Origin of the sequence: Thalassobaculum sp., from assembly GCF_965223715.1 — a bacterium.
Lineage (GTDB): Bacteria > Pseudomonadota > Alphaproteobacteria > Thalassobaculales > Thalassobaculaceae > Thalassobaculum.
On record NZ_OZ245012.1, the window covers coordinates 3,558,114 to 3,572,519 of the forward strand.

Annotated in this window: 13 protein-coding genes; 6 read left to right on the forward strand and 7 right to left on the reverse strand. The window is 68.8% G+C overall.

What is annotated here, in order from left to right; translation table 11 throughout:
- Window positions 1–7: 7 nt before the first annotated feature.
- From ACOQOP_RS16435 to ACOQOP_RS16460, 6 genes are all read right to left on the reverse strand, one after another.
- A complete protein-coding gene (locus ACOQOP_RS16435; RefSeq protein WP_420562896.1) occupies window positions 8–928 on the reverse strand; it encodes a hydroxymethylglutaryl-CoA lyase in 921 nt (306 codons plus the stop codon).
- Complete coding sequence (locus ACOQOP_RS16440; RefSeq protein ID WP_420562897.1) at window positions 925–2,208, reverse strand: CaiB/BaiF CoA transferase family protein; 1,284 nt, start codon at window positions 2,206–2,208, stop codon at window positions 925–927. The genes ACOQOP_RS16435 and ACOQOP_RS16440 overlap by 4 nt, the downstream gene beginning before the upstream one ends.
- Before the next feature lie 156 nt (window positions 2,209–2,364).
- On the reverse strand, window positions 2,365–3,207 hold the full coding sequence (locus ACOQOP_RS16445) for a hypothetical protein (RefSeq protein ID WP_420562898.1): 843 nt from the start codon (window positions 3,205–3,207) through the stop codon (window positions 2,365–2,367).
- A 103-nt stretch (window positions 3,208–3,310) separates the two neighbouring features.
- Window positions 3,311–4,276 (reverse strand): response regulator, encoded by a 966-nt coding sequence (locus ACOQOP_RS16450; RefSeq protein ID WP_420562899.1) that lies wholly within the window; start codon window positions 4,274–4,276, stop codon window positions 3,311–3,313.
- Between the two features lie 13 nt (window positions 4,277–4,289).
- The gene (locus tag ACOQOP_RS16455) at window positions 4,290–6,191 is read right to left on the reverse strand and encodes an ATP-binding protein (protein ID WP_420562900.1); all 1,902 of its coding nucleotides are present in this window, start codon (window positions 6,189–6,191) and stop codon (window positions 4,290–4,292) included.
- A 1-nt stretch (window position 6,192) separates the two neighbouring features.
- Complete coding sequence (locus ACOQOP_RS16460; RefSeq protein WP_420562901.1) at window positions 6,193–6,714, reverse strand: molybdopterin-dependent oxidoreductase; 522 nt, start codon at window positions 6,712–6,714, stop codon at window positions 6,193–6,195.
- 218 nt (window positions 6,715–6,932) lie between these two features.
- On the opposite strand from ACOQOP_RS16460, the gene ACOQOP_RS16465 reads away from it, so the two are divergent.
- Window positions 6,933–7,622, forward strand: a complete 690-nt coding sequence (locus ACOQOP_RS16465; RefSeq protein WP_420562902.1) for a response regulator transcription factor — start codon at window positions 6,933–6,935, stop codon at window positions 7,620–7,622.
- A gap of 29 nt (window positions 7,623–7,651) precedes the next feature.
- Here the strand turns inward: ACOQOP_RS16465 and ACOQOP_RS16470 are convergent, their stop codons facing one another.
- On the reverse strand, window positions 7,652–8,809 hold the full coding sequence (locus ACOQOP_RS16470; protein ID WP_420562903.1) for an HDOD domain-containing protein: 1,158 nt from the start codon (window positions 8,807–8,809) through the stop codon (window positions 7,652–7,654).
- Window positions 8,810–8,959: 150 nt separating this feature from the next.
- Between ACOQOP_RS16470 and ACOQOP_RS16475 the strand changes: the two genes are divergently transcribed.
- The 5 genes from ACOQOP_RS16475 to ACOQOP_RS16495 all read left to right on the forward strand — a co-directional run bounded on the left by ACOQOP_RS16475 (window position 8,960) and on the right by ACOQOP_RS16495 (window position 14,342).
- Window positions 8,960–9,679, forward strand: coding sequence for a winged helix-turn-helix domain-containing protein (locus ACOQOP_RS16475; protein WP_420562904.1), 720 nt, complete (start codon window positions 8,960–8,962; stop codon window positions 9,677–9,679).
- A 186-nt stretch (window positions 9,680–9,865) separates the two neighbouring features.
- Window positions 9,866–10,681, forward strand: coding sequence for a flagellin (locus ACOQOP_RS16480; protein ID WP_420562905.1), 816 nt, complete (start codon window positions 9,866–9,868; stop codon window positions 10,679–10,681).
- Window positions 10,682–10,762: 81 nt separating this feature from the next.
- Window positions 10,763–11,161 (forward strand): flagellar biosynthesis regulator FlaF, encoded by a 399-nt coding sequence (locus ACOQOP_RS16485; RefSeq protein WP_420562906.1) that lies wholly within the window; start codon window positions 10,763–10,765, stop codon window positions 11,159–11,161.
- Window positions 11,162–11,264: 103 nt separating this feature from the next.
- On the forward strand, window positions 11,265–12,275 hold the full coding sequence (locus ACOQOP_RS16490; RefSeq protein ID WP_420562907.1) for a DNA-binding response regulator: 1,011 nt from the start codon (window positions 11,265–11,267) through the stop codon (window positions 12,273–12,275).
- A 219-nt stretch (window positions 12,276–12,494) separates the two neighbouring features.
- Window positions 12,495–14,342, forward strand: a complete 1,848-nt coding sequence (locus ACOQOP_RS16495; RefSeq protein ID WP_420562908.1) for an ATP-binding protein — start codon at window positions 12,495–12,497, stop codon at window positions 14,340–14,342.
- Window positions 14,343–14,406: the final 64 nt, after the last annotated feature.

Sequence of the window (14,406 nt, forward strand, 5' to 3'; positions counted from 1 at the left end):
GGCCGTATCACGCCGCCGCCAGGGCGCGTCGGCGCGGCACCTTGCGCAGATGCCCGCCGGTCTCTCCGCCCGGCACCTCCGCCACGATTTCGGCCGCGTCCAGCAGCCGGTCGAGGTCGATGCCGGTGGCGATGCCCATGTTCTCGAAGGTGAAGACCAGATCCTCGGTCGCCGTGTTGCCGGTGGCGCCCGGCGCGAACGGACAGCCGCCGAGCCCGGCCGCCGCACTGTCGAACACCCGGATGCCGGCCTGATAGGCGTAGAGCGCATTGGCCACGCCCAGGCCGAAGGTGTCGTGGCCGTGATAGGCCCAGCCGATGCCGCCGCCGGAGAAGCGCTCCAGCACGGTGGAGCAGACCTGCGCCACCTGGTCCGGGATCGCCCGGCCGGTGGTGTCGCACAGGCCGAACTCCACCGGCGCGCCGAATCCCAGCACGGTCTCGATGGCGCCATAGACCGCGTCGGGCTTCGTGGTGCCCTCGAAGGGGCAGTCGAACACGGTCGCCAGGTTGGCCCGCAGCTTAAAGCCCGGCACGTCGCGGCCCCGGGCGATCACCTCGCCGAGCTGGCCGATGGAGGCCTCCACCGGGCGGCGGACATTGGCGTTGTTGTGGCTCTCGGAAATCGAGAACACGTAGACGATATCGGCGATCCCGGCGGCGAAGGCGTCCTGGGCGCCGCGCAGGTTCGGCACCAGGGTGGACAGCCGCACGCCGTCGCCGACCTTGGCCAGGCGGTGCACCTCGGCGGTGTCGGCCATCTGCGGCACATGGACCGGGCTGACGAAGGCGCCGGTCTCGATCCGGGTCAGGCCGGCCTGGGCCAGCAGCTCGACCACCCGCACCTTGGTCGCGGTCGGGATCGGCTCCTTGATCACCTGGAATCCGTCGCGCGGGGCGACGTCGCAAATCTCGACAGCTTCGCTCACAGCACACCTTCCTTCTTCAATGCCTCGATCTCGTCGGGCGCCATGCCCAGCAGCTCGGACAGCACCTCGTCGGTATGGGCGCCGACCTCGGGCCCCGGCCAGCGGACGTCGCCCGTCGGCCCGCCGGTCATGGCCGGCACGATGCCGGGATGCAGCACCTCGCCCAGGCGCGGATCGGCCACCCGGCGCACCATGCCCCGGTCCAGGAACTGGGGATCGGCCGCGATGTCCGCCACGTCGTAGATCCGCGAGCAGGGCACGTCCGCCGCCTCCACCTTCGCCGCCACCTCGTCGAGGGTCAGGCCGGTGGTCCAGTGGGCGATCGCCGCGTCGACCTCGGCCGCATGCTTCACCCGGCTGGGATTGTCGATATAGCGCGGGTCGTCGGCCAGCTCCGGCCGGCCCATGGCGCCGCAGAGCCGACGGAACAGGGCGTTGGAATTGGCGGCGATCAGAAACCAGCGGCCATCGGCGGTCGGATAGGCGTTCGACGGGGCCGTGGTCGGGATGGTGGAGCCCGTCGGCTGGCGGATCTTGCCGGTGGCGCCGTATTCCGGCAGGCAGCCCTCCAGCAGGCTGAGGATGCTCTCGGTCAGGGCCACGTCGATCCGTCGCCCGGGCCTGCCGCGCTCCCCGCCCTTTTCGAACCGGCCCTTCTCGAACAGAGCGGCGAGCAGGCCGATGGCGCCGTAGAGCCCGGCCACGCTGTCGCCGATGGAGATGCCGGTACGCACAGGCGGCAGGTCGCTGACCTCCTTGGGATAGCCGGTCAGGTGTCTCAGGCCGCCCACCGCCTCGCCGATCACCCCGAAGGCGGCCCGGTTATGGCCCGGCCCGGTCTGGCCGTAGCCCGAGACCTGCACGAGGATCACGTCGGGATTGACCGCGCTCATGTCCTGCGGGCCGAGGCCCCAGGAGGCGAGCTGGCCCGGCTTGAAGTTCTCCACCACGGCGTCGACCCGGTCGATCAGGCGCTTCACCAGGGCGATGCCTTCGGGCTTCTTCAGGTCGGCGGTGATCGAGCGCTTGTTGCGGCCATGGACCGACCACCAGACGGAGTCGGTCTCGCCCTCCGGGATCATGCCCCAGGAGCGCACCGGATCGCCCTTGCCCGGCGGTTCGACCTTGATCACGTCGGCGCCCAGATCGGCCAGCACCCGGGTGCAGAACGGGGCGGCGATGAAATGGCCGAGTTCGAGAATGCGCAGCCCGCTCAGCGGCCCGCCGGAGGCCGCGGCTTCAGAACCCGCGCCCCCAATGTCGCTCTCCGTGGTGGTCATTGTTTCCTTTACCCTGTGCGCTTCTTGCTCCCGCGCTTCGTCAGGCGGGTCGGCACAGGATATCGCATTCAAACATTGCCGAAATGAGCGATATTCGAAAGACGCCTTCTGGTTTTGCGAAGGCAGCCGGTAGCGCCTCCACGGAGGCTTCCCCCGTCAGTGCGAAATGAAGACCGGATATTTCGACAGTTTCAGCATGCCCAGGGCATGGGATCCGAACCGCGTCAGCGTCAGGAACTGGTGGTAGGAGGATCCGATGAGGAACAGTTCCGCGCCGACCCTGTCGCCATGGTCCAGCAGCGCCTGAACGCGTTTGTCGGCCTTGGGCAATGCGGCCGTGGTGACCTCGAAGCCATGGAGCTTCGCGTAGTCGGCCGCCCCGCGCAGCAGATCGGTCGGCGCTTCGCCGGATTTCGGGTCTCCGACCGTCACGATGTGCAGCGGGATCTCCCCGAATGGCCGCAACTGGACGAAATGCTTGAACGACTTCGCGCTGTCCAGCGACCCTGAGAGCGCGACCATGGCCTTGGAGGGCGTTCCCTCGAAGCCCTGGGGCACGACGAGCAGCGGCCGCAATCCCATGGCCACGAAATGCAGGAGCGTCTCGGCCTCGCCCTCCTCGTTCGAGCCGGGCTCCCAGAGCGGATTGGACAGCACGGTGAAATCCTGAAACCGCCAGGTCTGGGCCAGGCCCTGGTCGCGGTTGCCCGTCGTCTCCTCCGAAATGAAGGGCACCCCGGCGTCTTCGCAGATCCGGCGCAGCCCTGCGACCGCTTCCTTCGCCGTGCTAAGACCCCGGGCCACCCGGTTCTTCGCCATCTCGTAGTGGTAGTGAAATCCACCGAGTGGGGCGGGCCCGATATTGGAAAGCTGCTTCTTGTCGACCGCCACGAACCCGGTGACAGAAGCCCCATGTCGACGGGCGATATCGAGCGCCACGCGCACGTGGCCTGAGGTCTTTGGATCTTCGGAGGCGACCAGAAGAATCTTACGAATCATGACGTTCATCACCCTTCGTAACGGGACCGCCGACAGTATAACCAGCGACCTCGGATGGGTGAATGACGTTGCTGCGCGCCGGAGTGCCGTCCCACAGAGTGGATTACGCTGGCCCGGCTTCTTCCCGCCGCACCCGCTCCACCGCCAGCCGCAGCCGTTCGACCAGCATGTCGGTCTCCGGCGAGGTCTCCGCAATCCCTTCCTCCAGCAGCAGGGCCAGGGCCTCCACATGGGTCCGCACGGCACGCACCCGGCGTTCCGGCGCCCGCGCGAGAATGGCCGGCGTCCTCAGCACCGGCTGCAGCAGACGCTCCAGGCTGGTCCCGACGGCGGCGGCGGCCCCGTGGCCGAAGCTCGGGGCCTGGCCCGAGATGTCGTGGGCGATGCGGAAGATCCGGTGCCAGGCCTCCTCAGCCGCCGCCCCACCGGCCTCGACCTCCGTCAGAAGCGCCCGCAGCTTCGCCACCTCCTCGCGCAGGATTGCGGCGTAGTCCGGCATGCCCTCGGTGGCGCGCCGGATCGCGGCCTCGTCGTCCTCGACCTCCCAGGGCAGGTCGGCCACCCGATCCGCGAGCCGACGCCGAGGGCCGCCATAGGTCTGCTCCCGCGGACGACGACGGTCCGGACCAGAATAGCGGTCCGTCATGATCAGGCTGCGCGGCCGCGAGAGGGCGGCGACGAGCCGCTTTTCCAGCTTCGAAGCGGAGATCGGTTTCACCAGATACTCGGTCACGCCCTGGTCGCGCACGGCCAGAACCTGGGCCTTGTTGGCGACGGAGGTGACCATGATCACCGGCAGACCGCAGCAGGCCGGATCCGGATGGCGCCGCAGGGCGCGCACGAACTCCAGCCCGTTGGTCGGCTCCATCATCCAGTCACAGATCGCCACGTCGTAGCGGTGCCGCTCGACCTGGCGCAGGGCGGCCGAGCCGTTCTCCGCCTCGTCGACGCTGGAGAAGCCGAACTGCCGCAGCAGGGAGCGCACGAGCCGGCGCATCAGCGGGCTGTCGTCGATGACCAGGGCGCAAAGACCCTGGAACAGGTCGTCATGGGCGTAGGAGGGGGTCATGGCCGCTCGATCCTCAATCGTCGTCAAGCTGGGCCACCAGGCCCAGCACCGCGGCGCGCTGACGCTCGGTCAGCGGGGCCGGCTCCCGGCGCTCCGGGGTACCGGCTGTCTGCACTCCGTCACCGGTGTCGGTCGAGACGCTCACGTCCCGGCCCAGCGCTCCGGCGATCACCCGGACCAGTTCGGCCTCGGCGATCGGCTTGGTGACGCAGCCGGCCATGCCGGACTGGGTAAAGGCCTCCACATCCTCCGGCATGGCGCTGGCGGTCAGGGCGATCACCGGCGGCCGGTCGGCGCCGAGCTGGCGGCCGATCTCCCCGAAGGCGGTCATGCCGTCCATCTCCGGCATGTTGATGTCCATCAGAATGGCGTCAAAGGGCTCCTGCCCGGCCTTGGCCACCGCCTCGGTGCCGTCGACGACGAAGGTGCAGCTAGCCCCCAGGCGCTCCAGCAGCAGCCGGATGACCTGGCGGTTGGTGCCGTTGTCCTCGGCCACCAGCAAATGCAGCCCGCTCAGCGGCCGCGTCCTGGTCGCGACGGCAGGCTGCTCCTCGCGTCGCCCGGCCTGCACGGGAACCTCGAACCAGAAGATGCTGCCCTGGCCCGGCCGGCTGGTCATCGCCATGCGCCCGCCGAGGCGCTCGACGATCTCCCGGCTGATCGCCAGGCCGAGGCCGATGCCCTCACTCTCGCAGCGTCCGGCCTGGTAGAAGCGCTGGAAGATCCGCTCCTGCTGGTCCTCGGCGATGCCGACACCGGTGTCGCAGACGCTGACCCGCAGCCGCATCTCGCCCCGGCCGACGAAGGCGACGCGGGCATGTACGTCGACCGAACCGTCGCGGGTGAACTTCACCGCGTTGCCGATCAGGTTGACCAGCACCTGCTTGACCCGGGCGCGGTCGGCCAGGACCAGCCGGTCGCCGGTATCCGACAGGTCGAGGGTCAGGGTGTTGTTGCGGTCGCGGGCGCGCTCGGCCAGCAGATCGATGGTCTCGCGCAGCAGGGCGCCGACCTCGAAGGAGACCGGGTTCACCCGGAACTTTCCCGCCTCGACCCGGGCGGCGTCGATGACGTCGTCCACCAGTCCGCACAGCATGGCGGCGGAGGACTGTGCCACGTCGACCATGCGGGCGATCTCCGGATTGCGGGTCAGGTGACGGATCTCGCGCAGCAGGCCGGAGACGGCGTTCAGCGGCGTGCGCATCTCGTGGCTCATGCTGGCGACGAAGCGGCTTTTGGCCTGGCTCGACTTCTCCGCCAGCTCCAGCGCCTCGGTCAGCCGCATGCGGCTGCCGGCCAGTTGGGCGATCTGCCTGATCGTCACCCCGGCCAGCAGGCCACTGACCACCAACATCACCGACAGGCAGACCAGCAGGTAGAGCATCTCGTCATGCATCATATCCCGCTCGGCGGACCGAACGGCGGCCGTGTAGCTGACCACGGTGAGGGCCGCGGTCTGGAGCGGGTCGGCGTAGGGCCCCAGCACTCTCTCGATCGCCCGGCCTAGTTCGGGTGCCGGCGGATCATCCCGGCCGATCAGCGCGTCGAGCGCCTCCACCTCTCCCGACAGGCGCGGCAGCAGGGTCTGCAGCGCCGGGCTGTCCCGCAGCCCGGCATAGGCATCGCCCTGCTGCACCGTCAGGATGCGGCTGACGAAGAGTTCGTACCGCTCGCTCAGCGCGTCGTCGTCGATCCGGTCGGCCTCCGCGTCGCGCGCCGCCTTCATCAGCTTCAGATGCTCGGCCTGAAGCTGGTAGACCGCCCATTGCCAGTTCTCGGTCGGCCGTTGGATCTGGCGTTCCAGCGAGGCAAAGATGGACAGCGCCAGCACCGCCGCCCCGAGGGCCGTGACGATGGCCAGCAGGGCGAGCAGGCTGAGCTGTGTGGGTCTGAAGCGCGGAACGCGGTTCGGCATCTCACTGGATCTCGAGCGACTTCAGCTGCCAGATCGACCAGTTCAGGAAATCGTCGCCGGTCAGGCGCGGATCGCGGTCATAGGGGAAGATGATCCACAGCGGGCCGCGCTCGCGGATCTTCATCGCCTCGCCGTTCTGGCGGATCGCGACGAAGGCGCCGGCCTGGATCAGGTCGCTGATCGGCATGGTGACAGCGTAGTCGTTGAGCGCCACCGCCCGCAGGGTCTTGCCCTTGGCCCCGACCCGGTCGAGCAGGACGGCGAGCGGGAAGCCGTCGAAGTGTTGCACCCCTTCGGTCCAGGGCGTGCTGGTCTCCAACACCTGCGGCGCCAGCGCTTCGAGCTGGTCCCGGTCGAAGGCCGCCGTCTCGCCGGCATTGGTGGTCGAGATCGCGCCGGTGACCACGAGGAGGACCCGGCCGGTGGGCGCGGCCAGGGTCTCCGCCTCCCCTGGGCGGGGGCAGGACATCAGGGCCGCCGCCATCAGGGTGACGGCGATCAGCGCGTGGCCGAAAAGTTTCATGGGTCTCTCCGCGGATTTATCTGAAATGCCATGCATCCAGCCATTCCCCTGTCTGGACGGCCCCACAATGGCGCTTCTCGATTGAAAATCCGTTAATCGCTAACCAGACGTTTTAAGCATCACCCTCTCCAAATGGGGACAGCGCCGCTCAGTCCGATCGCGCATATCAGCGCCACGAAGCTCGTCCACGGACGGCACCCAGAACGGAGGCGCATGAGATGAATTTCGCAGTTGAGAACCGTACGGTCGGCCTGGTCGGCTCTTCCGACACCGCGGACCGCATCGCGGCGGCACTGTCCGGCGTCGGCGTCGACGTGGCGCGCATTCCCACCGCCAGCTTCGCCGGCCGCCCGTCCCGCACCAGCGGACCCGACGCCCTGATCGTGGTGAGCGACGAGCTCGCCGACTACTCGGCCTCCCGCCGGCGCTGGAAGACGGCGCCGATGATCGCGGTGAGCGACGACCGCGCGGTCATGGCCCGCGCCCTCTGCCTGTGCGCGGACGATGCGGTGGCGAGCGACGTGGCGGTCGAGGAGCTGGTGGTGCGGGTCGCCGTCGCCCTGCGCCGCGCCGAACGGACCGGTCACCAGAACGAGCCGGCGCCGAAGACGATCTGCGGCATGCGGTTCGATGAGGACGGCCATGCCCTGGTCCTGGACGACAAGCGGATTCGTCTGACGCCGCGCCAGGTCCGGATCATGTCGGTGCTGCGCAGCCACGTGGAGCACAACCCGATCCCGCTGAGCCGGATCTATCAGGCGGTCTGCGCGCAGGATGCCCGCCTGCCGAACCACGAGACGATCCGCGTCCATATCAGCATGCTGAACAAGAAGCTGGCGAGCGTCGCCGGTGCCGGCGTCCGCATCCGCTGTGGCCAGGACGGCTACTACGTTCAGGCCGCCGCCTGAACCTGGCAGCCGTTCCGGCACGTTTCGGCTCAGGGAGGAGCACCCTCCCGGGCCACGGCGGTCCAGGCCGAGACCGGCCACCGCACCTCCAGGGGCGACATGTCCTCGCCCAGCATCAGCCGGCCGGCCAGCGCGACGATCTGGCCGGCGGTGGTCAGCGCACCGCACTGGCCGGTGGCCTGGTCCGCCACCCCGCCGGTCAGCGAGTCCGGCAGGCCCCAGGTCCCCAGCAGATACGCCCCGACCAACCCGTGATCGACGCCGAAGGTCTGACGCTCCAACCGGGCCAGGCCCTCCATCTGCAGCACCCCGTCGACGATCCGGGGCTCGAAGGTCTCGGGGAAGTTGTCGATCAGCACCAGCAGGCCGACATCCGACAGCAGGCCGACGGTCGCCACCAGCTCGCGTTCGGCCCGGTCCCAGCCCAGGTCGCGGGCGATCCGCGCGGACAGGGCCGATTTCAGCAGCATGGTCTCGACCACCTGCTGGGCCACGGGCACCCCGCCGATCCGGTCATGCACCACCTGGCTGAGCACGCCGTAGGTCAGGACCAGCGACTTCAGCGTCTCCATGCCGAGGAACTGGACCGCGCCGCGCACCGTGGCGATCCGCTTGGGTGCTCCGAAATAGCTGGAATTGGCGACCTGGATCAGCCGGGCCGCGATGCCCGGGTCGCGGGCCACCGTGTCGGCGATCGCCTCGGTGTCCAGGGTGTCGTGGCGCAGCTGCTCGGTCAGCTCCCGGTATGACCCGGGCAGGGCCGGAATCGCCGTCAGACTCGCCACCAACCGCACGACAGCAGCACCGCCGAGACGCTCGCGCAGATGCAGGGCGTTCTCGATCGCCGCGATCAAGGTGGGGCCGTCGGTCGGCTTGGACAGGAACTGGTGGGCGACACCCGCCGCCCGCAGACCGGCCTCCGCCTCGCTCTGGCCGGAGAGCACGAATCGGATGGTCTGCGGAAACTGGTCGCGCAGCGCATCCAGCAACGCCACCCCATCCATCCCCGGCATCCGCAGGTCGGAGACCACGACCGTCGCCGGCTCCGCGGCGCAGGCCACCAGGGCGCGGCGGGCCTCCTCGAAGAACATCAGCTCCCAGGTCTCGCGGCGGCTGCGGAGCATGCGGCGCAAGCCATTGAGAACATGCGGTTCGTCATCGACGAAGAAGATGCGCGGTCGGTCCATCTCACCCCCTGGCGGCAGAATACATCCGCGAAACCCGAACGACCCTCCTAAATGGGGATACGAGCCTTCCGGCCGGTTGGGCAGTTTCCGGGAGCACGCCGAAAGACGTGCCGAGAGGAACCGGAACCCCAGACAGAAGGATGGACTCCGATGGCGACAACAGCCTGCATCGCCCTCGTCGACGGCGATACCCACTCCCGCGATACGCTGGCCGCCCAGCTCCGCGACAACCACTTCTCGGTCGACGCCGTGGCGTCGATGTCCGACCTGGACATGCTCGACGGCGGCCGACCGGACTGCGTGATCGTGGCCCTTTCACCGGCCGGTGAGAGCGGCTTCGAGGATATCCGCGCGTTCCGCAGCCGCGACGACCGGCCGATGATCGCGCTGAGTGCGGCAAACCAGTCGGTGGACCGTATCATCGCCCTGGAACTGGGCGCCGACGACGTGGTCGAGCGCGACATCTCCCCCCGCGAGGTCTCCGCCCGGGTCCGCGCCATCATGCGCCGCATCCGCAACGCCGACGGCCCCACCGGCACCCTGAAGGGGACCACCGTCATGCGCTTCGGCCGCTGGTCGCTCGACGTGGTGCGCCGCCGGGTGTTCAACGAGGCCGAGGGCGAGGTCGACATGACCAGCGGCGAATTCGACATCCTGCGCTGCTTCGTCCAGAACCCGCTGCGCCCGCTGACCCGGCAGCAGATCCTGGACGAGACCCGCGGCGGTCGGTGCGAGGGATACGAACGGTCGATCGACGTGTTGATCGGTCGTATCCGGCGCAAGATCGAAGAGGACCAGTCCAACCCGCGCCTGATCCAGACGGTGCGCGGCATCGGGTATGTCTTCGCCTCAGCCGTCAACGCCCAATAACCACAAAAAGCCGCGTAGACCGATAAAGTCTGCGCGGTTTTATTTTATCTAATTGTGTAAATGAAGATTGTTATTCCCAATGAGGATTGTGTTTTGTTTATATTTGTTTCGTTTTCTCTCTTCATAATGTGACGTACATCTTCCTCATCACCAGTGAGAACACTGGTCCACACGAGGAGAACCACGATGCTTTCGATCAACACCAACTCCAGCGCCATGGCCGCTGTCCAGATGTTCAACTCCGCTTCCAACGACCTGTCCCAGGTTCAGAAGCGGATCTCCACGGGCCTCAAGGTCGCCGACGGCTTCGACGACGCGTCCACCTTCGCCGTCGCCCAGCGCCTGCGCGCGGACATCCAGGCCTTCGACAAGATCGACCAGTCGATCAACGGCGTGAAGGGTGCGGTCGAGGTCGGCATGGCCGGCGCCACCGCGGTCAGCGACCTGGTCGGCTCGATCCGCGAAAAGGTGACCCAGCTCGCCGACGACAGCATCAGTGCCGAGACCCGCGCCAGCTACACCGAAGACCTGAACTCGATGCTCGCCCAGGTCGACTCGTTCATCTCGAACTCGAATTTCGACGGCACCAACCTGCTGGAGACCGGTGCGTCCGACCTGAGCTTCGTCGCCGCCGCCGACGGCTCGACCATGACCGTCTCGGCCAGTGACCTGGAGACCGCGAAGGGAACCCTGGACGGGGCGGTCGACGTCTCCGACGCCGCCAACGCCCGCACCACGCTCGCCGCCCTCGATACCTTCGAGAGCGCGGTGAACAGCGCCATCAGCTCGCTGGGCAGCGACGGCAAGGCCCTGGACGCCCACAGCGACTTCGTCGGCAAGCTGAGCGACGCCACCGAGAAGGGCCTGGGCAACCTGGTCGATGCCGATCTGGCCGAAGAGGCCTCGCGCCAGACCGCCCTGCAGGTGAAGCAGCAGCTCGCCGTGCAGGCCCTCAGCACAGCCTCCTCCTCGGCGACGAACATCATCTCGCTGTTCCGCTGATCCCGACCGAGGGGGCTGCGCCGGATCCTCCCGGCGCGGCCCCTCTCGTCTTTGACGATCCAGAGAGGGAGTGCCGGTACAATGCACGCGCACTACAACGCCTACCGCAAAACGCTGAACAACACCGGCGCCTCGCGCCATCGCGACGCCAGCGAGCTCGCGCGCGTCACCGTCGCCCTGCTCCATGCCGAGACCGCCCATGAGCGCGCCGAGGCGATCGAGGAGACCCGGCAGATCTGGACCCGCTGCGGCGTCAACGCCTGCCACGACGCCCACGCCATGCCCGACGAGATGCGCCGCTCGATGCGCGACCTGGCCTCGGACATGGTCCTGGCCTGCGCCAAGGCGTCCGCCGGCGATATCGGCTCCCTGCGCGCCCTGATCGACGTGAACCAGAGCGTGGTGTCCGGCCTGAATCCGGCCATGCCGAAAAGCTATGCCGCCGACGTCTTCCACCCGCGGGTCCGACAGGTCGCCTGACCGGCGCGGTCCGCCCGACGCTCCCCCGCAGACGGGTGCGCGCTTGCCCCAGGTCCATTCAAGCCGTATTGAGCGTGTATCGGCTCACTGTTTCGATGCGCGCATGTCCTCTGCCACACGCCCGCTGGTCGCCTTCGTCGATGACGAGCCGATGGTCCTCAATGCCCTGAAGCGCTCCCTGCGCTCCCGGGCCAAGGACTGGGACATGATCTTCTTCCCCTCCGCCGAAGCCTTCTGGGACGTCCGCAGCGACGACTGGCCCGACGTGGCGGTGCTCGATCTGACGATGCCCGGCTGGTCCGGCCTCGACCTCGCCACCCGCATGCGCGAGGCGGGTGCGCAGACCCGCTGCATCATGCTCACCGGCAATGCGAGCCTGAAGGACGCCATGGCCTTCATCAACGAGGCCGCCGTGTTCCGCTACTACATGAAGCCCTGCGAGCCCGAGGTGCTGGGGTCGGCGGTCGACGCCGCCCTGGCCGATGCCCGCGAGCGCCGGGCCGCCCCGGCCGCCGACGGTCCGGCGCTGGGCGGCGCGGAATCCCTGCTGGCCGACCGGCTGTCCATCGGCACGGTGGTGCTGGACGCCGACCAGGCAGTGTCCTTCGTCAACAAGATCGGGCTGAAGATCCTCGGCGGCAGCGGTGCCCTCTCCCAGGACGGCGCCCGCCGCCTGCGCACCGGCAACCCGGAGAGCGCCCGGGCCCTGGACGCCGCGATCAGGACTGCCGCGGAGACCGGCGAGACCGGCTTCGTCGCCCTGCCCGACACCGCCGGCGGCAACACCCTGCACGTGACGGTCTGCGGCGATCCGGCGCGGCCTGGGACCGACGGCGTCACCCTGTTCGTCAGCGACCCGGCCCTCACGCGCTACCCGACAGCGGCCACCCTCTCCCAGCTCTTCTCGCTGACCGGGTCGGAGAGCCGGCTGGTGGAACAGCTCGTGCGCGGCCAGAGCCTGGAGGAGGCGGCCGAGGCGTGCGGCCTGAAGATCAGCTCGGCGCGGACCTACCTGAAGGCGATCTTCCAGAAGATGGGCGTGGTCCGCCAGGCCGAGCTGGTGCAGAAGGCCCTGACCACATCGGCCTCGGTTGTCCGGTCGGACGAGGAATAGGCGCCCCTCCGCAAACAGGGCTATCCGGGCAAGTCCGTCCTGCCCTATGCGGGGACACCGGCCACAAGGCCTCCAGGGAAACGAGTTCATGCAGCCTCACCGTCTCAGCACCGAAATCCTTCTGGTCGCCGCCTTCGCGATGCCGGCGATGGGCGGTGCAGGGGCCCGGGCGCCCCGGCCGGACAAAGTCGGCGTCGTCCCTCTGACCAGCGAGGGCCCGTGTCCTTCCGGTTGAAGACCATCCTGGGCGTCGCCCTGATCCAGACGCTGCTGCTTGCCGCCATCCTGGTCAGCGGCCTCTCCTATCTGCGCGCCTCCAACCAGCAGCAGCTCGACGTGCGCGCCCGGACCACCGCGACCCTGATCGCCACCATGACCGGCGCCGGCGTGGCCGCAACCGACCTGGCGGCCCTGGACGCCCTGGTCGAGCAGGCGCTCGCCGATCCGGACATCGCCTATCTGCGGGTGCGGGGGCCCGACGGCGCGGTGTTGGCCGAGGGCGGCGATCCCGAGGCGCTGGCCGGCCCGTTCCGTGGCGAGATCGGGGCGCCGGTCGCCGGCGACGGCCGGCTCGACATCGGTCAGGCGATCGTGGTCGACGGCCGCCGATCAGGCATGGTCGAACTGGGCCTCTCCACCAAGGCCCCGGGCGAGCTGTTCGAGGAGGCGGTGCGCTGGATGGGCACTGTGGCCCTGATCGAGCTCCTGCTGGTCGGCCTGCTCGGCCTGATGCTAAGCCGCTATCTGGTGCGCCAGTTCAGCTCCCTGCGGGACGGCGCCCAGCGGGTGGCGAGCGGCGAGTTCGGCTATCAGATCCACATCCAGGGCGACGGCGAACTGGCTCAGACAGGGCGCAGCTTCAACGCCATGTCCCGGGCGCTGGCCGGGTTCGCCGCCGAACAGCGGGCCGCCCGCGACGCCGCGGAACGCAAGTCCTACGAGGCCGAGGCGATCCTGACCGACGCGGTGGCCAGCATGGCGGAAGCGATCCTGATCGCCGACGACCGTGGCCGGGTGCTGCGGGTGAACGACGCCTTCCGGCAGTTCTACCCGGCGGTGACGGAGCAGATCCTGGCCGACGGCTCCCTGCGTCAGATCCTGTCGGTCACCGAGGAGCTGCACGGCCATCCCCTCAACGAGCGCATGAAGGAGCTGGAGGGCCCCGCGGCGACCGCGCGTCAGGTCTCCCTGTCCGACGGACGGCGGCTTCTGGTCGACCATCGGCCGACCGGGCTTGGCGGCGTGGTGATCGTCGCCAAGGACGTCACCGAACTCTCCCGCGCCCAGGAGCGGAGCCGCACCCTGCAGTTCGAGCTGATGCAGAGCCAGAAGATGGAGAGCCTCGGCACGCTGGCCGCCGGCATCGCCCACGAGATCAACACGCCGATGCAGTTCATCGGCGACAACCTGCGCTTCCTGGAGGAGGTGGTGGACGAGGTTCTGGCGCTGCGCACCCCGATCGAGGCGCTGCCGGAGGACTTCGCCGAGGAGGCGCCGTCGGCGATCCGCGACAGCCTGGCCGGGGTAGCCCGGGTCGGCCAGATCGTCGGCTCCATGCGCAGCTTCGCCCATCCCGACCCGCTGGCACCGGAGCCCAACGACCTCAACGAGTCGGTTCGGGTGACCACCAACGTGTCGCGCAATCTGTGGAAGCAGGTGGCCAAGGTGGAGCTGGAACTGGACGAGAGCCTGCCGCCGGTGCCCTGCAAGCCGGGCGAGATCAACCAGGTGCTGCTGAACCTGATCTCCAACGCGGTGGACGCGATCGACGAGGCGCGGGCGCCGGGGACGGTGGGAACCATCCGGATCCGCACCCTGGTGGAGGACGGCATGGCGGAGATCCGGGTCCAGGACGACGGCCCCGGCATGCCGCCGGAGGTGCGCGCCCGGATCTTCGACATGTTCTACACCACGAAGCCGACCGGCAAGGGCACCGGCCAGGGCCTGGCGATCGTCGCCGCGATCCTGGCGGGCCATAAGGGCCGGATCCTGGTCGAGAGCACCCCGGGGGAGGGCACGACCTTCCGGGTCCGACTGCCGCTGAACGGGGAGAAGGAGGGGGGCTGATCCCTTTCCAACACTTTCCCTCTCTCACTCCCCGGGCTTGTTCCGGGGCCCACGGCAGAGCCGC